This is a genomic window from Levilactobacillus brevis ATCC 14869 = DSM 20054, assembly GCF_001433855.1.
Lineage (GTDB): Bacteria > Bacillota > Bacilli > Lactobacillales > Lactobacillaceae > Levilactobacillus > Levilactobacillus brevis.
In genome coordinates this window covers 263895-284104 of record NZ_AZCP01000004.1, presented here as the reverse complement: position 1 = coordinate 284104, position 20210 = coordinate 263895, and the positions used below count along the sequence as shown (strand labels likewise).

The 20210-nt window shown below is 45.6% G+C and carries 22 protein-coding genes; 7 read left to right on the top strand and 15 right to left on the bottom strand.

What is annotated here, in order from left to right; translation table 11 throughout:
• Positions 1-5: 5 nt before the first annotated feature.
• From FC61_RS09255 to kduI, 5 genes are all read right to left on the bottom strand, one after another.
• On the bottom strand, positions 6-659 hold the full coding sequence (locus FC61_RS09255; protein ID WP_015473211.1) for a bifunctional 2-keto-4-hydroxyglutarate aldolase/2-keto-3-deoxy-6-phosphogluconate aldolase: 654 nt from the start codon (positions 657-659) through the stop codon (positions 6-8).
• A 17-nt stretch (positions 660-676) separates the two neighbouring features.
• Positions 677-1639, bottom strand: coding sequence for a sugar kinase (locus FC61_RS09250; protein ID WP_021742462.1), 963 nt, complete (start codon positions 1637-1639; stop codon positions 677-679).
• A gap of 29 nt (positions 1640-1668) precedes the next feature.
• Positions 1669-2679 (bottom strand): 2-keto-3-deoxygluconate permease, encoded by a 1011-nt coding sequence (locus FC61_RS09245; RefSeq protein ID WP_021742463.1) that lies wholly within the window; start codon positions 2677-2679, stop codon positions 1669-1671.
• Positions 2680-2770: 91 nt separating this feature from the next.
• Positions 2771-3586, bottom strand: a complete 816-nt coding sequence (gene kduD, locus FC61_RS09240; RefSeq protein ID WP_021742464.1) for a 2-dehydro-3-deoxy-D-gluconate 5-dehydrogenase KduD — start codon at positions 3584-3586, stop codon at positions 2771-2773.
• 18 nt (positions 3587-3604) lie between these two features.
• Positions 3605-4450, bottom strand: a complete 846-nt coding sequence (kduI, locus tag FC61_RS09235; RefSeq protein WP_024525808.1) for a 5-dehydro-4-deoxy-D-glucuronate isomerase — start codon at positions 4448-4450, stop codon at positions 3605-3607.
• Positions 4451-4800: 350 nt separating this feature from the next.
• Between kduI and FC61_RS09230 the strand changes: the two genes are divergently transcribed.
• The 3 genes from FC61_RS09230 to FC61_RS09220 all read left to right on the top strand — a co-directional run bounded on the left by FC61_RS09230 (position 4801) and on the right by FC61_RS09220 (position 6843).
• Positions 4801-5076 (top strand): hypothetical protein, encoded by a 276-nt coding sequence (locus FC61_RS09230; RefSeq protein ID WP_024525809.1) that lies wholly within the window; start codon positions 4801-4803, stop codon positions 5074-5076.
• A 138-nt stretch (positions 5077-5214) separates the two neighbouring features.
• Positions 5215-5961, top strand: a complete 747-nt coding sequence (locus tag FC61_RS09225; RefSeq protein ID WP_021742467.1) for a sugar phosphate isomerase/epimerase family protein — start codon at positions 5215-5217, stop codon at positions 5959-5961.
• Positions 5962-6084: 123 nt separating this feature from the next.
• Positions 6085-6843, top strand: a complete 759-nt coding sequence (locus FC61_RS09220; protein WP_015473204.1) for an IclR family transcriptional regulator — start codon at positions 6085-6087, stop codon at positions 6841-6843.
• 47 nt (positions 6844-6890) lie between these two features.
• On the opposite strand, the gene FC61_RS09215 is transcribed toward FC61_RS09220, so the two are convergent.
• The 5 genes from FC61_RS09215 to FC61_RS09200 form a co-directional block, all read right to left on the bottom strand.
• Complete coding sequence (locus FC61_RS09215) at positions 6891-8306, bottom strand: NAD-dependent succinate-semialdehyde dehydrogenase (RefSeq protein ID WP_021742468.1); 1416 nt, start codon at positions 8304-8306, stop codon at positions 6891-6893.
• A gap of 215 nt (positions 8307-8521) precedes the next feature.
• A complete protein-coding gene (locus FC61_RS12550) occupies positions 8522-8713 on the bottom strand; it encodes a TetR-like C-terminal domain-containing protein (protein WP_021742469.1) in 192 nt (63 codons plus the stop codon).
• Positions 8692-9087 (bottom strand): TetR/AcrR family transcriptional regulator, encoded by a 396-nt coding sequence (locus tag FC61_RS09210; protein ID WP_233995609.1) that lies wholly within the window; start codon positions 9085-9087, stop codon positions 8692-8694. Before FC61_RS09210 ends, FC61_RS12550 begins: the two co-directional genes overlap by 22 nt.
• A 295-nt stretch (positions 9088-9382) precedes the next feature.
• On the bottom strand, positions 9383-9901 hold the full coding sequence (locus FC61_RS09205; RefSeq protein ID WP_021742471.1) for a methylated-DNA--[protein]-cysteine S-methyltransferase: 519 nt from the start codon (positions 9899-9901) through the stop codon (positions 9383-9385).
• 300 nt (positions 9902-10201) lie between these two features.
• The gene (locus tag FC61_RS09200) at positions 10202-11413 is read right to left on the bottom strand and encodes an NAD(P)/FAD-dependent oxidoreductase (RefSeq protein ID WP_011667114.1); all 1212 of its coding nucleotides are present in this window, start codon (positions 11411-11413) and stop codon (positions 10202-10204) included.
• Between the two features lie 339 nt (positions 11414-11752).
• Between FC61_RS09200 and FC61_RS09195 the strand changes: the two genes are divergently transcribed.
• Positions 11753-12394 carry an SDR family oxidoreductase gene (locus tag FC61_RS09195; RefSeq protein ID WP_021742472.1) on the top strand — a complete coding sequence of 214 codons (642 nt, stop codon included), beginning with the start codon at positions 11753-11755 and terminating at the stop codon, positions 12392-12394.
• Positions 12395-12602: 208 nt separating this feature from the next.
• Here FC61_RS09195 and FC61_RS09190 read toward each other — a convergent pair whose 3' ends face one another.
• Positions 12603-12899 (bottom strand): hypothetical protein, encoded by a 297-nt coding sequence (locus FC61_RS09190; RefSeq protein WP_021742473.1) that lies wholly within the window; start codon positions 12897-12899, stop codon positions 12603-12605.
• Between the two features lie 175 nt (positions 12900-13074).
• Here FC61_RS09190 and FC61_RS09185 point away from each other — a divergent pair, with 175 nt between their 5' ends.
• The 3 genes from FC61_RS09185 to FC61_RS09175 all read left to right on the top strand — a co-directional run bounded on the left by FC61_RS09185 (position 13075) and on the right by FC61_RS09175 (position 15470).
• The gene (locus FC61_RS09185) at positions 13075-13776 is read left to right on the top strand and encodes a response regulator transcription factor (protein WP_011667111.1); all 702 of its coding nucleotides are present in this window, start codon (positions 13075-13077) and stop codon (positions 13774-13776) included.
• The gene (locus tag FC61_RS09180) at positions 13766-15130 is read left to right on the top strand and encodes a sensor histidine kinase (protein WP_021742474.1); all 1365 of its coding nucleotides are present in this window, start codon (positions 13766-13768) and stop codon (positions 15128-15130) included. The genes FC61_RS09185 and FC61_RS09180 overlap by 11 nt, the downstream gene beginning before the upstream one ends.
• Before the next feature lie 91 nt (positions 15131-15221).
• Positions 15222-15470, top strand: coding sequence for a hypothetical protein (locus FC61_RS09175; RefSeq protein ID WP_011667109.1), 249 nt, complete (start codon positions 15222-15224; stop codon positions 15468-15470).
• A gap of 112 nt (positions 15471-15582) precedes the next feature.
• Here the strand turns inward: FC61_RS09175 and FC61_RS09170 are convergent, their stop codons facing one another.
• From FC61_RS09170 to pnuC, 4 genes are all read right to left on the bottom strand, one after another.
• The gene (locus FC61_RS09170) at positions 15583-16002 is read right to left on the bottom strand and encodes a hypothetical protein (protein ID WP_042516675.1); all 420 of its coding nucleotides are present in this window, start codon (positions 16000-16002) and stop codon (positions 15583-15585) included.
• 262 nt (positions 16003-16264) lie between these two features.
• Positions 16265-18025, bottom strand: coding sequence for a pyruvate oxidase (spxB, locus tag FC61_RS09165; protein WP_021742514.1), 1761 nt, complete (start codon positions 18023-18025; stop codon positions 16265-16267).
• Between the two features lie 208 nt (positions 18026-18233).
• The gene (locus FC61_RS09160) at positions 18234-19151 is read right to left on the bottom strand and encodes a magnesium transporter CorA family protein (RefSeq protein ID WP_021742513.1); all 918 of its coding nucleotides are present in this window, start codon (positions 19149-19151) and stop codon (positions 18234-18236) included.
• Between the two features lie 84 nt (positions 19152-19235).
• A complete protein-coding gene (gene pnuC / locus FC61_RS09155; RefSeq protein WP_021742512.1) occupies positions 19236-19988 on the bottom strand; it encodes a nicotinamide riboside transporter PnuC in 753 nt (250 codons plus the stop codon).
• Positions 19989-20210 lie beyond the last annotated feature (222 nt).

Sequence of the window (20210 nt, the reverse complement as noted above, 5' to 3'; positions counted from 1 at the left end):
CTTACCTAGACCAGTTGTACCGATTTAATTCGGTTGTACTCATCCATATATTCTTTGGCATTTCTGGTGACACCAGCAAAGTCATCATCGGCCGCTGGGGCAGTGAGGCCCCCGCCAGCACCAACCACTGCGGCCCCCGCAGCAAACCAATCTTCCATATTTTGGACATTGACGCCACCCGATGGCATCACATTCAAGTATGGGAATGGCCCGTGGTACTCTTTAATCGCCATCGTGCCAGCCATGGCACCTGGGAATAATTTCACCACTTCAGACCCAAACTTCAAAGCCGTTTGAGCTTCCGTAATCGTATACGTTCCGGGAACATATGGCACTTGGTAAAGATTGCACATCAGGGCCACATCTTTGTCAAACGTGGGACTAACAATGAATTGCGCACCAGCAATAATCGCTAACCGGGCGGAGGTGGCATCTAACACCGTCCCGGCACCAACAACGACTGCGCTTCCAGCATACTTGTCGACCAACTCACCAATAACGGTATCAGCATGGGGCACACTATACGTTAACTCCAATCCCGTAACGCCACCGGCAATGACTGCATCCGCCACTTTCACGGCCTTAGTGGGGGTCTCTGCACGAATAACCGCAATCACACCGGTATCAATCATTTTATTTAATAATTCCGCTCGTTTCATTAGATAATCTCCTTCTGCTAACTTAATGCCGCCTGGGCTGCATAAAATTGGGCCAATTCACTCGGCGTTGGATACCCATCGTTATCTCCTGGTGACGTAACCGCCAAGGCGCCAATGGCACAACCACGTTTCACGGACTCGGACAGTGTGTGACCTTCAATCAAACTAGAAATTAGTCCCACGGCAAAGCCATCCCCGGCCCCAACCGTATCGACGACGGAAGCCACATGGAAGCCCGTAACCACTTCTTGGTGGCCATCACGTTGCTTAATCAACGCACCGTCAGGCCCCAGCTTCACAATCACGGCTTGAGTCACGTCACTCTGTTGCAGATAAAAGTCCGCAATTTCGTTAGGATCACGCGACCCCATCAAGACCTCACCTTCACCAATTCCCGGCATAACGATATTCGCTTGTCGGGCCAACTCATTGGTTGTATCAATCATTTGTTGGCGACTGACCCATAATGCCGGTCGTAAGTTGGGATCAAACGTGACCAAGATCTGTCGTGCCAGCAATCGTTGCGTTAAGTCCTTCAAAACGGTCAAGTCATTGGCTGATAATGCCGCAAAGATGCCCGATAGATGAGCCACCTTGACGCCGGTAAAATCAATGCGATCCAAGTTCTTTTTATCAAAGTTAGCTGCGGCCGAATTTTTACGAAAATAATATGTTGCTGGATCGCCTTGACTGACCCGTTGTTTCAAGTAAAATCCCGTCCAAAAATGGTTACTCTGGCTGAGATACCGCGTGTTGATACCTGCTTTGGCAATCGCCTTCGTAATATATTGGCCAAATGGATCAGCCCCCACCGCAGAAATGTAATCGGCGGAATGGCCTAACCGGGAAACGCCAATGGCCACGTTCAACTCAGCACCCGCTAAGAACTTATGAAAGCACTGGGCGTCAACTAGGTTAGCATCTAGGTCCTCAGCCGCGAAGACGGCCATTGGTTCACCAATCGTTAAAAATTCAGCCATAATTCATCACTTTCCTTACCTCAAATTTACTATTTAGCTGGGGTTGGGGTCTGCGCCGCTGCTGAGTGCGCCACGGTAACCTTGCCCTTTTTGACTAATCGACGGTAATACCACATGGTCACAATTGGTGTCAGAATAGCTGAAACTAACACGCTGGTCGCAACAATAGCCGTTGCGGAACCCGCCGTTGATTTAAACGCCGGATTCATCTGGGCAATCACGATAGGAACCGACACAGCGGCGCCAGCAGTCGATGAGGCTGCCCATCCAGCCAAACCATCTGATCGAACGACGTAACGATCGAGTAAGTATAAAACGTATCCGGAAACAAAGACGACCAAGACCCCTACAAGAATGCCCACTAAACCTGATTGTAAAATCATGTCTAAGTTCAAACTATACCCAATGGTGAAGGCAAAGAATGGCACCAGTCCGCCTTGGAGGGGACTAAACAGGTCGCGCATGTCGTGATCTAACCCACCAACAATCATGCCTAACACAAATGGGACTAACGTTGAGACCAATGCCGGCCAGGGAAATGCGCCAATACCAGCTAGCCCCAAAGTAATCATCGTAAAGAAAGGCCCCGATTGAATGCTGAAGAAGGGATAAGCCGCGACATCAACATCTCGATTAGGAATTGTCGTCATTAAAGCGACATACAGCCCACCATTAGAAGCGTTGAAAGCGGCCAAGACCGCCAGCACTGACAATCCGGTAAAGACCCCGGTAGTCACCCCTTCCTTAGGCAAAATCATATTTAATCCCACCGCAATTAAAGCGGCTAGAATGACTTTACCAAGAAGAAGCGTGACCCCTTTGGCCGCAATTTTCCCAGAAGATTTCAAGTTAATATTTGTGCCAACTGCAAAGAAGAAAATAAAGAGAATGACCGACGTGCCAACCATATACGATCCGGTCACCCCAGTTAGGGCAACATCTGCTTTTGGCCAGATAGTGTGAATAATTGCGCCAATGACCAGCGGAACAACCATCATGCCACCAGGTATTTTTTCAATATTCTTTTTGATTTTCATCATATCTACCTGCACATTTCATTTTTTGAAAGATTTTTCACAAATTTGGCAAAAATAAATACAGAGTCAATGCTCTGCATCCATTTTTTAGTTGTTAACGAACCAAGTAGCCCCCATCAACCGGGATAATGGCACCATTGATATAGTTAGCTGCGTTGCTTGCCAGATAAACTGAAATACCCATTAGTTCGTAAGGTTCACCCCAGTGACCGGCAGCAATCCGACCTAAAATTTCATCATTACGGGCCTTATCTGCACGAATTGGTGCCGTATTTGCGGTTTTAATATAACCGGGGGCAATCGCATTAACCTGAACGTTATAGGCTGCCATTTCGCTCGCAAACGCCTTAGTCAGACCAGCAACACCATGCTTAGCCGCTGTATAAGATGGAATGAATTTCCCACCTTGGAACGATAACATGGACCCAATATTGATAATCTTGCCGGATTTTTGCTTCGCGAACTCTTTAGAAGCCGCCAATGACATGTGATAAACCGCCGATAAGTTAATTGCAATCACTTGATCCCAATCCTTATCCTTAGACTCCAGGATCGGATTACGTTTGATCATGCCCGCATTGTTAACCAGGATATCAATATGACCGAAGACGTCCATCGCCTTGGCGACAACCTTTTCAGCAATGCCATCTTCCGTCAAATCCGCTTGCATGAATTCAACCTTACGCCCACGCTTCTCAATTAATGCCCGCGTATCATCCCAACCTTCTTTACCAAAAGTCGGGATAAATATGTCAGCACCAGCTTCAGCCATCGCAACCGCATAACCTTGGCCCAGACCAGTGTTCCCACCGGAAATAATCGCCACTTTACCAGCCAAGCTAAACCAATCCATTTTGAACTGATTCAATGATTCTTGATTATGTTCAATCTCTTCACGGGACTGTGCCATAACGTCATTCCTCCTATATTAACGTAATTGATGCATGTCAACTGCATCCATATCATCGTAAGTCTGATTCTCACCACACATTGCCCAGATGAAAGCGTAGTTCGTTGTCCCAACCCCACAGTGAATCGAGTAACTTGGGTTAACAACTGCTTGTTCTGGCTCCAACCAAATGTGCTTCGTATTTTCTGGTGTTCCCATAAAGTGGGCAACTCGGGTATCGTCAGCACCAAATTCAATGTAAAGGTAGGTTTCCATCCGCCGGGCATGGGTGTGCGCTGGCATGGTATTCCAAGAGTTCCCTGGTTCCAATACCGTGTACCCCATTTGTAACTGGCAGGTATCCATGATGGAAGCATCGATGTACTTATGAATGGTCCGCTTGTTCATATGTTCTTGATCGCCCATTGGCATCGCAATCGAATCTTTATACGCCAACTTCTTCGTTGGGTAAGCTCGGTGTGCTGGTGTCGATACGACATAAAACTTGGCTGGATTCTTAGCATCCACGGACTCAAACTTAATTTCCTTAGTTCCCATACTAATGTAATAGCCATCGTGCGGTGCAATTGTATCTTCATGACCATCGATCGTAACTTTACCTTCACCACCAATGTTGATGAAGCCCAATTCACGACGTTCCAAGAAGTACTTAACCCCTAGCTCTTTATCTAATTTAATTTCAAGTGGTTGATCAGTTGGCGTCACACCACCAAAGATCATCCGGTCGTTATAAGTATAGGTCAGTAAGATATCACCCGGATTAAAAATCTTTTCCATTAAGAACTGATCACGTAATTCATCCGTATTGTAATGATCAATATCCTTAGGACTATGTGCATATTTCGTTACCATATTAAATGCCATGTGTGTTCCCTCCGGTTTTCTTATTTGGAAATTATATTTCCCTTTTGACAATTTCAATATATGCCCCTTCAGTAAAAAAATCAAGGGCCAACTAGCATGTTTTTAGAAAACGTTTTCAGGAACCCCGCTGCAGCAGGGTTTAGTCCATACTTTATTTTTTCTTTATTGGACATATCATTTCCTATCGCTCAACACATTACAAATTAATTTTTTTGAGTCACTCCAAACAATTGAAAGCCGCCAAGCACGGCATTAATAATGCGATGGCATTTTGTGCACCATCTGGCAATATTGACCTAGCCGATAATTGCTGTAATACTTACAGAGCTAAGACGTTAGGAGATAATACGATGAATTCAAAAAAGATTCACATTGACCCGCAGGAATTTGCCTATCACTTTGTTGACTCAATCAGTAAAGGTGACGTATCCAAGGCAAATATGCAGACTAAGGCAAAAGAACAGCTATTCGCATACTTAACTGCCTATGTTTTAATTGAACAATTCAATACATCTGAAGCTAGCGAATTCCTCGATGATGCCAGTAAGAAAGTCGAAGACCTGTCGATGAAAGAATTTCTACGGTTGGTTTCACAACGCTCGGACTTTAGTCCCTTAAAAAAATAATTTTTCCGACACAAAAACACTGATCTCATCAATGATTGGCTTCACAATTGATGGTTAATCAGTGCTTTTTTAATTTGACAGATTGAATTGTAAGCGATTACGATAAGCGTGCTTTTAAAAAAGTGGAGGTGTTTTTTCATGAATAAACAACAGATTGTTCTCAATACACTCGTTTTTAACCAACAGCACCTGGCCGGCGAATCACAACTTAACATGCTACAACGGATCGTTCATTTGGGAATTGCCCAAGCAGAGGTTCGCCGCGAATTTTTCTCTGATCCACTCAAAGAGGCACCTGCAATTAAGGACTTTGTCCGCGAAAACCACTTAACGTTATTTTATAGTGTTCCGGAAAAAATCTTTGATTCCGCTGGGACACTTAACCCCAATCTCCCTACATATTTTGCTGAGGCCCAAGCCATGGGGGTTCACGCCCTCAAAATGAACATTGGTCATTTTGCAGCATTTACCGGTGATCTGGCAACGGCTTTATCCCCCTATGCTAACTCAGAAGTTGAATTTAACGTTGAAAATGACCAGACAATTGCTAACGGGAGTTCTCAAAATATTCTCACTTTCCTAACTGCCGTCAACGCCGCTGGTGTTAATATTCAATTTGTTTTTGACTTAGGTAACTGGCGATTCGTTAATGAAGACGAGTTGGTCGTGGCCGATAAGCTCAGCGAATTTACCCGCTATATCCACGTTAAAAATGTTCAACTTAAATCATCGGGTGCAGCCACGGTGGTTGCCTTAAACCGTGGTATTATCGACTGGCAGCAGGCACTTCAAAAGCTACCAAATGATGTTCCTGTCGCCTTAGAGTATCCGGCTACAACTACTGAAATTCAACATGGTATTGCGCTTCTGAGCGATTTTCACTAGCGCTCGGCTCACCAATTTTGGCACTTCTAGCGTCTTCATAACGCTTCCGTTTACTTTTAATCGCAAAATGCGTAATATTAGGTCATAAGCATTTCTTATTCGGAAATTATGGAGTGAACCAGTATGCCAGAAACCAAATTATATGGTACGGTCCTTGTACGGGCAAAAGAAATCATGGACTTTATTGCACAATCAGAAACTAATCCCACTTTGAAAGAAATCAGTCAGGGGATCGATATGACCAGCTCGACGGTGTTAAAGATTTTAACGACCCTGGATGTTCTCGGGTTCGTTACCCGAACTGGCGATGGTAAAAACTATCAGTTAGGCATGGAACTTTTTCGCTATGGTCAACGGGTTGCCGAAGATTTCGATATTCGTGATATGGCTCGTGGTCCCCTTTCAAAATTACGCGATCAGACTTCAGAAACCATTAACTTGGGTGTCATTGCCCATCATCAAGTAACGCTAGTGGAAAAGTACGAAAGCCCCCAAAGTGTCAATCTCAAATCACATATCGGCGGTAGTATGAACCTTTATTCTTCTTCCATGGGTAAAGCGATGCTTGCAACTCTGGATGACAGCGCGCTCGCAGATTATTTAGATCAGGTACGACCACTGCAACAGATTGGTCCCAATACGATTACGTCAGAGACTGCTTTGAAACAAGATCTCACGCGTATTCGTCAACGCGGTTACTCGATTGATAATGAGGAAAACGAACCCGACGTGTATTGTATTGGATTTGCCTTAGTCAAGGCTAATCACCTATATGGCGCCTTTTCAATTACCACACCGAAATATCGCATGTCGCCAGAGCGGCAAGCCACTTTTATTGACCTCGCTAAAATCGCGCAGGCCAGTATTGTGCAATCCCTATAACGTCAAAAAAGCCGCCAGCACTTTTATGCTAGCGGCTTTTTTACTCGCTAAAATTTATGTGGCAGAACTAATCCGCCGGCTTCATTATCATTAGGGTGCTCACGTTTAACCACTAACTCTTGGTTAACAAAGCTGGAGATCCCCGTCTGACCCAATTCGCGGCCAAAACCAGATCTCTTCACACCGCCAAATTCTAGTTCTGGCAAGGAACTGAAGAACGTATTGACGAAGACCATGCCTGTTTCAATTCGTGAAGCCAATTCAGCACCAGCTTCTGCACTACCCGCAAAGACAATGCCACCTAAGCCGTAGTCCGCATCATTTGCCAAAGCCACTGCTTCGTCATCATCAGCGACCTTGTAGACCTGGGCGACCGGTCCAAACATTTCTTTACCATAGGCGGGGTTATCTTTGGTGATATCCGTCAAAATCGTTGGCATAAAGAATTGCCCGTCACTGTCAATCGGTTCATGAACGTAATAGGCGGTTGCACCGTTCGTCAATGCCTCATCAACTTGCTTCTGTAACTTTTCTTTTGCCTTACGTGAATTCATCGGCGCCAAGGTTGTTTTGGGATCCATCGGGTCACCCATCTTAACGGAAGCAAAGGCTGCCTTTAAGGACTCTAGGAATTCATCATAGTGGTTAGCAGTAACGATAAAGCGCTTGGATGACGTGCAGACTTGCCCAGCATTATATAACCGTGCCCGAGGCGCAATTGCCTTAACATCGTCCATATTGGCATCGTGAGCGACGATGAACGCATCTACCCCACCAAGCTCCATTGTCGTCTTTTTCAAATGCTTACCAGCCTCTTCGGCTACGGCAACACCACCACGTTCTGAACCGGTTAAAGCGACACCCTGAACCCGTTTATCAGCCACCACCGTTGATACTTGATCATAGGATAAGAACAAGTTCTTTAGCGCACCGGCCGGCGCACCAGCGCGCTTGACTGCATCTTCAAACGCCAAAGCCGCAGCTGGCGTGATTGCCGCATGCTTATACACAATCGGATCGCCAACCGCAAAGTTAGGCGCGAAGATCCGCATCATTTGGTAGTATGGGAAATTCCATGGCTCAACGGCCATCAATACACCCAACGGATGATTCTCAAGCTGTGCGTCACCGGAAATTGACTCAATTTTCCGTGGTTTTAATAAGTCTTCAGCGTGCTCTGCGTAGTAGTCCGCAATCATCGCACATAATTGGACTTCACCCTGCGCTTCAACGAATAGTTTGCCCATCTCTGTGGTCAACACTTTCGCCAGATCGTCCGTTTCATCGCGGAAAATTTGTGCTAATTTCCGCAACACGGGAATCCGACTGCTAACTGGATCATTACGCCATTGTTTATAAAGTTTTTGTGCTTGTGCCAGACTCGCTTCAATCTCGTCAGCGGTCGCATTTTCATAGGTCTTTACCACTTCATTCGTATAAGGATTGGTCGTTTGATATGCCATCGTTTATTTCCTCCTTAATGGGGCCCGCCAGTTTCACAAGATGCCCCTTACAGACATGACTATACTAGTCAAATCGCCCAAATACCACCGTTTTGTTTGTGATAATTAGTTCAAATAATTAGTGAAACTAGCTTATTTAACCGTTTTCAACCGGTTGCATTTTGGCAAAAATAAACCACAAAAAAAGTTGTCAGTTTCCTGACAACTCGTTTTGACTAACTTAACTTCCAACGGTCCAAAATACCATTGAATAATCGATTAGCGGTGGTAATTTGGTCCAAGACCGTCCGCGGACTCGCCGTGAAGTTATCATTGGCCCATTTATTAATGATGCCTAACGCCCCAGCAGCAATAAACTCTGCCGACGTTTCAATCACATCTTCTTTTAAATAACGATACTCTGGCATTGCGTGAAGCAAAATGGATAATCGTGCTGCCACAAATTCATTCGTTGATTGCCGCCAAACCCCATCATCAAAGGGTAAGCATTTAAGAAAATCTTTGAATTATCAGCGATCCGTTCCAGTAATTGAATTACTGCTGGACGCCAATTCTCTAAGGTCAAGGCAACTGGTTGTTCGTGTCGAGGTGACTCCACTATGAAGTGCTCGTATACAAATGCCAGTAGTTCATACTTATCGGCGAAATAGTAATAAAACGTCTTTCGATGAACTTCCGCCTCGTCCGCAATTTCACGAACCGTGATCTTATCAAACGTATTGTGGTTCAGCAACGAAGCCAAGGCCTCCGCAATCCGCTCCTTAGTTTCTGATGCAGCCATCGTGATACCTCCAATCATTCATACACCATCGTATATTTAGCGTTAAAAACCACTAGTTTCCCCCCAGAAGCTAGTAATCTTAACTAACGTCCTAAGCTGACTAAAATTATACGCGTTTCAGCGAGAGAAGAAACCCCTTTTGTGAAAAAACTCGTTTAATCATTGACCGATTATGTATGTTGATAATCGTCTTTATCGGCCCTTGAACAGCCTTGATTATAGCACAATTAGCCCCAAAATTGTGCCATAGTTTTGCACACAATTAATTATTATTTCCCAAACTTAATATTTTTCCTTAAGCCAGCGGAACTTGCTCATAACCAGCCGCTAAGCTGCCTTCTAATTGCAACAGCGCTCGCTTACGGTCCAAGCCGCCGGCATACCCCGTTAATGCCCCATCGCTCGCCACTACCCGATGACAGGGAATCACTAGACTAATCGGATTATGTCCAACTGCCCCGCCAATAGCTTGGCCCCCGACAAAGTGGCCTAACTGCTCGCTAAGTTGGGTCGCTAACTGACCATAAGTCAGCACCGTACCATAAGGAATTTCCCGTAATTGCTGCCAGACCGCTTGGCGAAACGGCGTTCCCTGTGGACGGACTGGAAAATCAATGGCTGGCTGATCACCCGCAAAATAGGCATCCAGCCACATTTGCACCCGGGTAAAAATCGGTCGGTCACTAATAACCGTTAGTTTAGGCAAGGTGCTACCATAATACTTTTGATCGGTAAACCACAGGCCCATCAAGGATAGCCCATCTGACATCGCGGTAACTGGCCCTAGTGGCGTCGTTAATTGCTTTTGTAGCATCCCGCTCCCCCCCTTTTTCTCTGTATTTTACCATTAAACCGCCACTGGAACAAAATCAAACCGTAAGCGTAAATTAATCTCAACTACGCGTAATAACCCTGTTTGCCGACCGTGTACAGATTATAAACTGCCCGACCATCATTAATTATTGAGTTCAGTATCCCCCACTATCGGTGCCAAAGGCCATCACAAGTCTCCTCCTAACTAAACACCAAAAAGCCCCTCGAAAATCTGTTTGATTTCGAGGGGCTGATCTTTACAATTAATCGTATCGATATTGCTTCTATTCTGTTAGTTTTTTTAGTGATACAGATCGAAACGGCCTTTAGCTAACGTCGTGCTCAAATGCGCACTTTCCATCAGTGAACGGTCGGTAATGACCTTCTTCAAGGCTGAGGCTAGGTAACCGTGCACCTTTTTATTGCTACTGAAGATTTCACCAATCCCGTCACGATCGCTCAAGGAAGCAACCGTACCGCTGGATTTGTAAACAAATGGACGGGTCTCATGACCACGTAACATCAGGCCAATGTTCTTGGCCGCATGCGCCCCACAAGCCAGTGCAATCTGGGCAGTCGTTGGATATGGTCGATTACTTTGCGGGTCCATCACTGCGGCAACGTCACCAATCACGTAAACTTCTGGATGGCCTTCTAGACTCAAATCGTCCTTGACCACTACCCGGTTTCGTCGTTGTTCAAAACCAGAATCCGCCATCACGTGTGAGCCACTGACCCCCACCGTCCAGACAATGGTATTAGCAGCAACTTCATGCTCCTGTTCATCATCCGTGTTCTTGTCCTTGTAGACCACTGCCCCCGGTTTGATTTCCGTAATGGCTGCGCCTAACTTCATTTCGATATTGTGCTTTGCCATAAATTTCATGGCGTAATCTGCCAAGGATTTATCAAACATTGGCAAAATGGTCTTACCCATTTCTAAGCAGATAACTTTAAATGCCGGCGTATTGTACCGCGTTTGGAGCTTTGGTAACGATTGGCTTAATTCACCCAACAGTTCAATTCCCGTAAAGCCGGCCCCACACACTGCGATCGTTAAGTCATTCGGATCTTGACTTTCAGCATAACCCTTAGCCTTGGCTTCAATATGTTGATAAACCGCCTCTGACGTCTGCAAGTCATCCATTGGCAAGGCATTTTCAACCGCACCCTTTAAGCCAAAGGTTTCGGATTGAAAGCCTAACGCCAGGATTAGATAATCATACGTGATTGGATCATGATCGACCAGTGTAACCTGCTTGCTGTCCACGTCCACATTGGTCACTTCATCTTGAATAAATGTGACCCGCTTACCAATAACATCATTAATTTCATAAGTGATCCGATCAGGTGCAATTGTTCCTGCGGCCACCTCGTGTAAATTGGTTTTTTCCGTGTGCGTGCTCGTCTTGTCGACCAGAATAATCTGATCGTCACTCGGAACCTCCCGCTGTAAGAACTTGATGGCCCGCATGCCTGCATAACCGCCACCGAGAACTAAAATCGTTGCCATAATAAACGACCCCTTTTCTAATAAAGTTCTTCTCACGTTCAATTAGTTCGCAACCGTTTAACCAGTTAACCGGTTACAATTTCGGCTAAGCACCACCACTCCCCCCATCGGAACTAGTGGGTGAACTAATTGCTAGAGATGATTTACTTCTATTATACGGCTTATCGGGTGAAAAACCAGTCTGAAAGCATCGTAATCTTTTTCACAAGACAACTGTACACAATTTAATTGCCGATTTAACAACGTCTCAGGCTGATTAAGTCACAATAGCTGACTTTATTTTTAAAAACCGTTATCGTATGGGTTAGTAAAGTTATTTTTGTATAGGAGGTTTTTTGGATGACAACATTAATTATTGGCGCCCATGGTCAAGTTGGCCAACACATCGTTAAGCAACTCGCAGCAACTGGGGAAGCCGTCTATGGCGGTATTCGCAACGCTGAACAAGCCGATACGATCACGCAACTTGGTGGTCAACCAAGGACCATTGATCTGTTAGGGACCGCTGAAGATATGGTGCCCGCTATGGCCGGTGTTGATACGGTCGTTTTTGCTGCTGGCTCTGGTGGCAGTACCGGTGATGACATGACGCTCAATATTGATTTGGATGGCGCTGTCAAAGCTATGCACGCCACTGAATTGGCTGATATCAAACGCTTCATTCTCATTAGTGCACTTGGAACGGACGATCGTGCTTTCTGGAATCAATCCGGTATTCGACCATACTACGTTGCCAAATACTATGCCGACCAGTGGTTACGCCACCGAACAGACTTAGATTACACTATTTTGCGGCCAGGCGCTTTAACCAACGATGCCCCAACCGGTCAGATCTCATTAGATCCCGCCACCAGTGACACGAAAAAGATCACCCGTCGTGATGTCGCCGCTGCCGTGGTTGCCGTGGTCAAGCATCCCCAACCTAAACAAATTATTGAACTGGTCAATGGTAACACGCCTGTTGCCGAGGCCTTACGTTAGTCGCTTATTCGCATATAAACGTGTATGACTGACAGGAAAAATGGTACTCTCAGAAAGTTAATTTCTGAGGGTACCATTTTTAATAGTCCGTTAACAGCACTACCATTATGCTAAAATAAATCTAACTAAAAAATCAGTAGCGGTCTCGCCACTACTGGTCAATTAGCTTCTGTTCTGTTTGGTTGCCGTTAAGCTTGATTCGGTATGCTTACTTTAGTTGCCGATCGCGATGCTGTTGATCCAAATTCAACGCACTTGCGTCTACGGCCGTTTGTACTTGGTTAGAAATGGCTTTGGTAGTTACCCGCTTCAAATGAATCTTAGTCGGTTGAATCTCGGTATTAGCGTGTGTGTCCAGCTTAACCGTCGTTGCTACCGCCATTTCTGGCGCCGTTACATTAGACGTCACTGTTGCGGCGGAAGCCCCTGCGGAGGTCGCCATCAACGTTGCTACCGTCATCGCGCCTAACATCATTTTGGTTACCATTGCTTTCACTTTAGTCATTTTAACCACTCCTCAAATTTTGGGTTAGTTGTTGTCATTCGATAATCTAGTTATACCATCACAACGCCAAACAATCTTGAAATGACATTAAGCTTTATCTATGAATTTCTTATTTTTCACTTGCCGAATTATGGTATCATGCCAACAAATCACGTCACACTAAGGAGCAACCTACATGAAGAACACCATTCTATTAGTTGAAGACGAAGAGGGTCTCGCTAGTTATGTAGCCAAAGAATTAACGTTTGAAGACTTTGACGTTCTAACAGCCACTGACGGTGCTGCCGCCTGGGAAATCTATCAGCAGAAAAAAGATCGCCTATTATTGGTTTTACTCGACTGGATGCTGCCTAAAATGGATGGGATGGAAGTCTTACGCCGGATTCGCAAACACGATGAGTTACCTGTCATTATGATGACTGCTCGAGATTACCTGGGCGATAAGGTGACCGGCCTCGACAATGGTGCCGATGACTACATTACTAAGCCCTTTGAAATCGAAGAACTACTAGCCCGTATTCGCGTGATTCAACGACGAACGGCCCACCAAAGTGGCCTCGATCAAACCTATCATTTGGGTGATTTAACCTTAGTGACCAAAACGCGCCAAGTCGATCGTGCCGGGGACACCATTCAACTCACTCAGCGTGAATACGATCTACTGTTATTTCTCATGCAACATCCCGGTCAGGTCTTCACCCGTGACGAGTTGCTCGATAACGTCTGGGGCGTCGACTTTCTCGGCCAACAAAATGTTGTTGACGTTTATATTGGTTATTTAAGAAATAAAATTGACGTAGCTGCCGCCCCACATTTATTTCACACCGTTCGCGGTGTTGGCTACAGCCTGAAAGAAGATGAGGCCCATGAGCACTAAAACCCCACCGCGAACTTATGCCGACATTATCCGTCATTCTATCACTAGTCTGTTACTAACGATTGGGGTCATCATCGTCATCACCGTCAGTATCACCTTAACTATCGACCAGCTTGTGCGGGCACAGGACCAGGCGGCCAAGCTTAGTGCTAGTCTTCAGACGACCCAAGTGAGCAACTTTAAAGATTGGCTAACCATTAACCGGAGCAGTGGTCTAAATTCCCATAATACGTTTGTGTTGATTAAGAACGCCAACGGCACCACGACTTCATTACTCCCCCATGCGCAACAACTAGCCAAAGCTAACACGTGGTCCGTTCCCTTTACCCATTTAGTCTATATTAAAGGCTGGGGCCTGTTCTTCTCGGAAACTTTAAGAACTGGTAGCCGGACTTACGCCTTGTTTATCGGCATGCACGTTTTAATCGGCAACCTTCACGTCTTAATTTCTGTCTTGATTATCGCGATCGGACTCAGTTTGCTGATTGGCCTACTCTACGTTCGCCGACTGGCCAAGCGCTTGAGTGCCCCGACACTCACACTAGCCCAAGCAGCCAAACAAGCCGCGGCTAATTCCGAAGCTACCCAGCCAGAACTGCCACAGCCAAGTGAACCCGTGGAGATTGGTCAACTGGCTAGCGACTTCAATCAGCTCCTCGCCGCACAAAATGGCCGGCTACAACGTGAACGTCAATTCATTTCAGACGCTTCCCATGAACTCCGGACCCCCATCGCCACGATTCGGGGTAACCTTAAATTAATTGAACGTCGCGGAAAACAACATCCCGAAATTATTCCCGAATCGCTGGGATTTATCGATCAGGAGTCATTACGCATGCAACACTTGATCGAAAACCTCCTACACTTGTCACGGGCAGACCGAGCGGAGATCAGCCTGCATCCCGTCGATATTGATCCTCTGGTCCAATCCGTTATCGCCCATTATCAGCCGTTGATTGACCAGCCCATCACCTATGATGGACCCGCAACCCCGACGATGGTCTTAGCCGATACTGACATGCTCCATCAAGTACTGACAGCCCTGCTCGACAATGCCCACAAGTATGGTGCTCCCGACCAATCCATTGACGTCACGGTTGCAAAACAAGCCCAGCACGTCACACTCAGTGTTGCTGACCACGGCCCAGGAATCTCAACTGCCGATCGCCCCCATATCTTTGAACGCTTTTATCGCGTCGATGAATCCCGTTCCAATAAGATCGAAGGCAGTGGCTTAGGCTTAGCCATCGTTGCACAGCTCGTTCGGCTTAATAAGGGGACAATTACCATCACGGATAATCCGCCACATGGTGCTTGTTTTATCATTAGTTTACCCAGCGCTAACGAAAACTAAGAATTTCTCAGTTAATCCTTAACTAAAACCACTGGTTGTCTGAGCATTTCCCCGGTATACTGAATTCATCAAGTGAAAGGAAGCGTTCAATATGCTGATTGATGACAACCCGCAAATTCATACCATTACTCCCGCCCGGATTACGAAGGTATTTTATCCCTACGTTATCGCCAAAACGGAAGCTGGGAAGTACGTCAACATTAACTTAAGTGACCAAGAACGGCATGACCCCTTGTTTTGGGAATCGATTACTAACATTGCCAAGGCCAAGCTCTGGGTCCCAATCGGTGAACGATTCCACCAACTTCTCTCATACGATTGGACTTATGCCGCCGAATAACCGTATAAAAATTAATAAACCACGAGTTATAGCGACTGCTATGACTCGTTTTTTGTTTGCTAATACGCAAAAAGAGTCCGAGACGTTTGTCCCAGACTCCCCACAATTTCACCTAATGTGTGGAATTTCGCAAAATTTCAGCCTTCTTGCGTAAGTCACCGCGGGTTTGGTGAACCAGGACTCTAGTGGGTCGTGCCAAATAGCCATCCAGCGTCCCGCCAATACTAGCCAGCCAAAAACTCATAAACCCCCAAACACTCGCAGACCACGCCGTTTTGAGAGCTAACGTAAAGGCCGCAATCACCACAAACAAACCTAAGTTAATCAGCGCGGTCACCCCTTGACGGTCTAACCGATTGAAGTACGGATACTGCCACGTCCACAAACTATCTACAATCAGGAACCCCAGAATTACACCTAGCGCAATTCGCACGCCATGAACTTGATCAACAGCCGTTGTCAAACTCAACAACACCATGAGTACCATCAAAAACCAAAAAGAATGAAACGCATATCGCCAGTCAAATTTCATGTGAGTCGCCTCGTTTCTTTGCTTAAGTGACCTTGCTTGGTCATGAAGTTTAGCACGAGTCGATTTAAAATAAAATAACGCTGCTTCCTAAGGTTAGGATAGTAGCGCTACCAACGCGGTCAACCAGCGACCGTTAATTTTTGATTAAACGTGACAGACAAAAGCAAGGAGGCATTCTCAAGATCCGAGAGTGCCTCCTTACTTTTAGCTAAGTGCCGTTTAGACTCTTTAAAATTTATAACGCCTGTTTCATCTTTAACGTTTAAAGCGTGTCGCCTTGTGCCCGGAGAAGCTCTCCCAATGCTGGTTGCTGCTGCCGATCAATATGATTTTCCTTAGCATAGGCAGCGACCGTCTCTTCACCATAGAGTTGTGGATCGAGTGGCATAAAGGCCGTTCCAATAGGGTCATCATTTTTAATGACCGCGTTAACCACAATTGGCTTGCGGTTTCCTTGGGCTTGCAACTTCTTAATCTGGTCAAAGACTTGGGCCACTTCTTGGTTGTTCGTAACGGTGAAGCCAATACCACCTAAGCCTTCAGCAACCTTAGCCCAATCAGCATCTGTTAGATCGACCCCATACAGGTGTTGTTTCGTATCCACTTGTTCACGGTAGATAAAGCCAAACCGCTGGTTACTGAAGACCACGTTGATAACTGGCAAGCCATAACGGGCTTCGGTAATAATATCCGGTGCCACCATTGCAAAGCCCCCATCACCAGATAGTGACCAAGCTTGGGCATCCGGAACGCTTAACGCACCGGCCATTCCAGCCGGTAAGCCATAGCCCATCGTGGCAAAGAGTCCCGAGATGGCAAACCGCTGTTCTTGATCCATCGGTAGCCCCCGGACAGCCCATTCAGAGACGTTCCCGGTATCAACACCATAGGTATCCTTAGGACCTGCTAGTTCAGCAATCTTCTTTGTGACGGCTTCTGGTGCCAATCCCTGACTATCATCAGCAGCCAATTGAGCCAACCACGTCTGCCAGTTTTGCTTATTTTGCCGATTAGCGGTTAACCAAGTGGTTTCGGGTAACGTTTCACCAGTCGCAATCATGGCTTGCAAGTAACTCTTCGCATCGCTAATAACTGCATAATCAATCGGTACCACTTTGCCAATATCAAAGGCACTGTTATTAACTTGAATAATTTTAATATCTTTTGGCCAGAACTGGGCGAAAGGAAATTCGGACCCGAGGAATAAGATTAAATCCGTGTGCTGTAGGGCCTCAAAGCCTGACTTGGAGCCCAAGCGGCCAAACGTTCCCAACGCATTCGGATGATTGGTTGGAATCACACCAGTTGCAGGAACCGTATTAATGACGGGAATATTAAATTGTTCACTGAACTTAACCAGTTCAGCCCGGGCACCTAATAACCCTCGACCAGCATAGATTAGCGGATGCTTAGCCGCTTTTAGTAACTCAAGTGTTGCCTTAATCGCTTGTGGGTCAACGACTTGAGTAAAGGTATTCGCCACCACATTAGGCGTCTTAACGGGTTCATAATCAATCTCTGTGGCCGACAAGTCTTCCGGAATAATGACAACGGCTGGTCCTTTTTGCCGGTAGGCTTCCCGAATCGCCTGATTAATGACATATGGCAACTGTTCTGCTGTTGTTGCCGTTCGGTTGTAAACCGCCACATCACTGAACATCGGCGTTTCATCCATTTCCTGGAAATAATTCGTGTTCATGGTTGACTGGGGAACTTGACCCACAATGGCCAACATTGGCACATGATCCATCTTAGCATCGTATAAGCCGTTAAATAGATGGGTCGCACCAGGCCCAGCTGAACCGAAAGCCACACCGATCTTTCCCGTAAACTTGGCATCAGCCGCGGCTGCCAGTGCGCCAACTTCTTCATGACGGACTTGAATATAGTTGATGTGCTCTTTTTCCAAATAAAGTCCTTCCACGGTGTGATTAATCGATCCACCCGGAATCCCATAAATGTGGTCAATATCCCACGCTTCTAGTACTTTAACTAAGGCTTGTCCAGCAATCATCTTTGTCATGTCAATCGCGCTCCTTTAAGTTCATGTGGCGGGTCACATACGATTACTATTGCGCCCCGTAATGATTGATTGTCGTTATCATAGTCCCTTTTAAATCAAAATGCCAGTATTTTTGCTTACTTTTTGTTAGTGAATTTGTTCACGCTTTCAATGTCTCATCAAAAAAGACGATTGCAGCGCCCAAAAGGCAACTGCAACCGTCTGATTCTTACCAAAAATGGCGATGGCGTAACATTACTGCCACGATCCCCATCAATCCAAGCATGAGCAATACCGTGAAAATCCACGAAATGGCATCACTAGCAAAGGGTAAGCGCACGTTCATGCCATAGAATCCCGTAATGATCGTTGGAATCGTGAGCACCAACGACCAGATTGTGAGGAATTTCATAGTATCGTTCAAGTTATTATTTAGAACATTATTAAACGTGTTGGAAATACGATCGACCACGTCAGCTTCAATCGACGTCATTTCGGAAGTCTGGCGCGCTTCAATGACAGCATCCGCCAAATGTTCCGCATTCTTATCTGACAATTGTTTGCCAAACGGCGTACTGCTGAGGTTAACCACCATCATCGCATTATTTCGCGTGGCGCTGACGAAATAAGCCAGACTCTGCTGCAGATTGGATAACGCAATCAGGTCTTTATTATCTGGCGCTTGATTTAGTTGCTTATCCAACCGATTTTGTTCCGCATTGATTTTCCGAATTGGCGGAATAAATTGGTCAAATAAAATAAATAGGCCAATCAACATGAATTCATTGGTATCTGAAATCTGCGCTAATTTCATCCGCTCGCTCAACGTCTGATTCACCCACTGAGTCCGCTTCGTCGTAATCGAAAATACGCGATTACCCTTCAGCAAGAAAGCCACCGGCCGTGTAATATAACGTTGTGAGACTTGATCAACAACGACCGGCACGTGCAGAATAAACAACTGCGTATTTAAATACTCATCTCGATCATAGTGTGATCGCTCATTTTCATCGGTTACATAGGTCAAAATCTCATCAGTCAGTCCGTACTTAACCTGTAAGTCTTCCCGGTCTGAATCTTCTTCAATCATCGCCATGACCCAGATGAGGTCTTGATCCCCGGCCCCAATCTTATGTTCAACAATCATGGACGTTCCTCTTCTCTTCATTAGTAGATTAAGTGTACCACGTCTACGAATGAAATTCGCCCGATAATGTTGAAAATATTTAGCCTAGTGCGCGTGAGCAACCTCAGTCGCATAGATCGCTTCTTGCTTAATCAATCGCTGCCGTTCTTTGGCATTGTACCAAGGCGAAATGGTGAAAGCCAGCACATCATTCATCAAATAAATCGAGCTATTAATGAACATAGCTAGCGTCGCGGAGCCTTGACGGAACGAAATAAACCATAAAACCATTTGCGCTAAACCAGAAGCAATCCACCACACATATTGATTGTTAAACCGTAAGAAACAAATAACCCCTGCGGTTAAACTAATGGCAAAACTGATCGCGTCAACCCATGGCCGTGGATCATCTGTAAACGTGCCAATGGACCAGCCGGATACCAGATAAATTATCAAAGTCGCCGATACCGCTATAACCCAACTCCGACCAGTGAATCGACGAATCTTAGCAGCCATATTTACATTCCAGCTCGCACTAAGTAATACTGGAATATCCAAGGTGATCACATAGGCAATTTGTTCGAAAATACTCAAATAATTTTTAGCAGCCAAGCCGGTCACCACAAAACAAATTGCAGATATGACGCCAAGCCAGCCATTGACTGACTTGGCAGCATTAATGGCTAACACGCACAAAACACCTAAAGTCGTGCCCACAAACGTTAAACATGTCAACCATGTGATGGGAGCATTAACTAATGTCATCACCTGACAACCCAGACTGAAGAAAAAAAGATAATAGTTTTGCTGCGGCCACCCTTTAAGTTGGTGGGACAAAAATTGTAGATAATGGGTCATTGCGATAAACTCCCTTAATTTTATTTTTCTATATTTAGTACGAGCTTATCGATAAGCGAGTCTATAACACAATATATTGTGGTGTCCTTTTTGGACAACGGAAATGATTATAGCATGATTTTTACTGACATTGCCGCCATTGTAGAATATTGTTTCACACCGGAAAATTGTACATAAAGCGCTTTCAATTCAATTAAGCCAGTCGTGAAACAACATGTTGCT

Coding starts and splice junctions, on each gene's coding strand:
- FC61_RS09175 (WP_011667109.1), top strand. CDS start 15,222: ATGCTGATTGATGACAACCCGCAAATTCATACCATTACTCCCGCCCGG.
- FC61_RS09230 (WP_024525809.1), top strand. CDS start 4,801: ATGAATTCAAAAAAGATTCACATTGACCCGCAGGAATTTGCCTATCAC.
- FC61_RS09195 (WP_021742472.1), top strand. CDS start 11,753: ATGACAACATTAATTATTGGCGCCCATGGTCAAGTTGGCCAACACATC.
- pnuC (WP_021742512.1), bottom strand. CDS start 19,988: ATGACCCATTATCTACAATTTTTGTCCCACCAACTTAAAGGGTGGCCG.
- kduI (WP_024525808.1), bottom strand. CDS start 4,450: ATGGCATTTAATATGGTAACGAAATATGCACATAGTCCTAAGGATATT.
- FC61_RS09215 (WP_021742468.1), bottom strand. CDS start 8,306: ATGGCATATCAAACGACCAATCCTTATACGAATGAAGTGGTAAAGACC.
- FC61_RS09205 (WP_021742471.1), bottom strand. CDS start 9,901: ATGCTACAAAAGCAATTAACGACGCCACTAGGGCCAGTTACCGCGATG.
- FC61_RS09160 (WP_021742513.1), bottom strand. CDS start 19,151: ATGATTGTTGAACATAAGATTGGGGCCGGGGATCAAGACCTCATCTGG.
- FC61_RS09245 (WP_021742463.1), bottom strand. CDS start 2,679: ATGATGAAAATCAAAAAGAATATTGAAAAAATACCTGGTGGCATGATG.
- FC61_RS09255 (WP_015473211.1), bottom strand. CDS start 659: ATGAAACGAGCGGAATTATTAAATAAAATGATTGATACCGGTGTGATT.
- FC61_RS09185 (WP_011667111.1), top strand. CDS start 13,075: ATGAAGAACACCATTCTATTAGTTGAAGACGAAGAGGGTCTCGCTAGT.
- FC61_RS09200 (WP_011667114.1), bottom strand. CDS start 11,413: ATGGCAACGATTTTAGTTCTCGGTGGCGGTTATGCAGGCATGCGGGCC.
- FC61_RS09180 (WP_021742474.1), top strand. CDS start 13,766: ATGAGCACTAAAACCCCACCGCGAACTTATGCCGACATTATCCGTCAT.
- FC61_RS09220 (WP_015473204.1), top strand. CDS start 6,085: ATGCCAGAAACCAAATTATATGGTACGGTCCTTGTACGGGCAAAAGAA.
- FC61_RS09210 (WP_233995609.1), bottom strand. CDS start 9,087: ATGGCTGCATCAGAAACTAAGGAGCGGATTGCGGAGGCCTTGGCTTCG.
- spxB (WP_021742514.1), bottom strand. CDS start 18,025: ATGACAAAGATGATTGCTGGACAAGCCTTAGTTAAAGTACTAGAAGCG.
- FC61_RS09250 (WP_021742462.1), bottom strand. CDS start 1,639: ATGGCTGAATTTTTAACGATTGGTGAACCAATGGCCGTCTTCGCGGCT.
- FC61_RS09225 (WP_021742467.1), top strand. CDS start 5,215: ATGAATAAACAACAGATTGTTCTCAATACACTCGTTTTTAACCAACAG.
- FC61_RS09170 (WP_042516675.1), bottom strand. CDS start 16,002: ATGAAATTTGACTGGCGATATGCGTTTCATTCTTTTTGGTTTTTGATG.
- kduD (WP_021742464.1), bottom strand. CDS start 3,586: ATGGCACAGTCCCGTGAAGAGATTGAACATAATCAAGAATCATTGAAT.
- FC61_RS09190 (WP_021742473.1), bottom strand. CDS start 12,899: ATGACTAAAGTGAAAGCAATGGTAACCAAAATGATGTTAGGCGCGATG.
- FC61_RS12550 (WP_021742469.1), bottom strand. CDS start 8,713: ATGCCAGAGTATCGTTATTTAAAAGAAGATGTGATTGAAACGTCGGCA.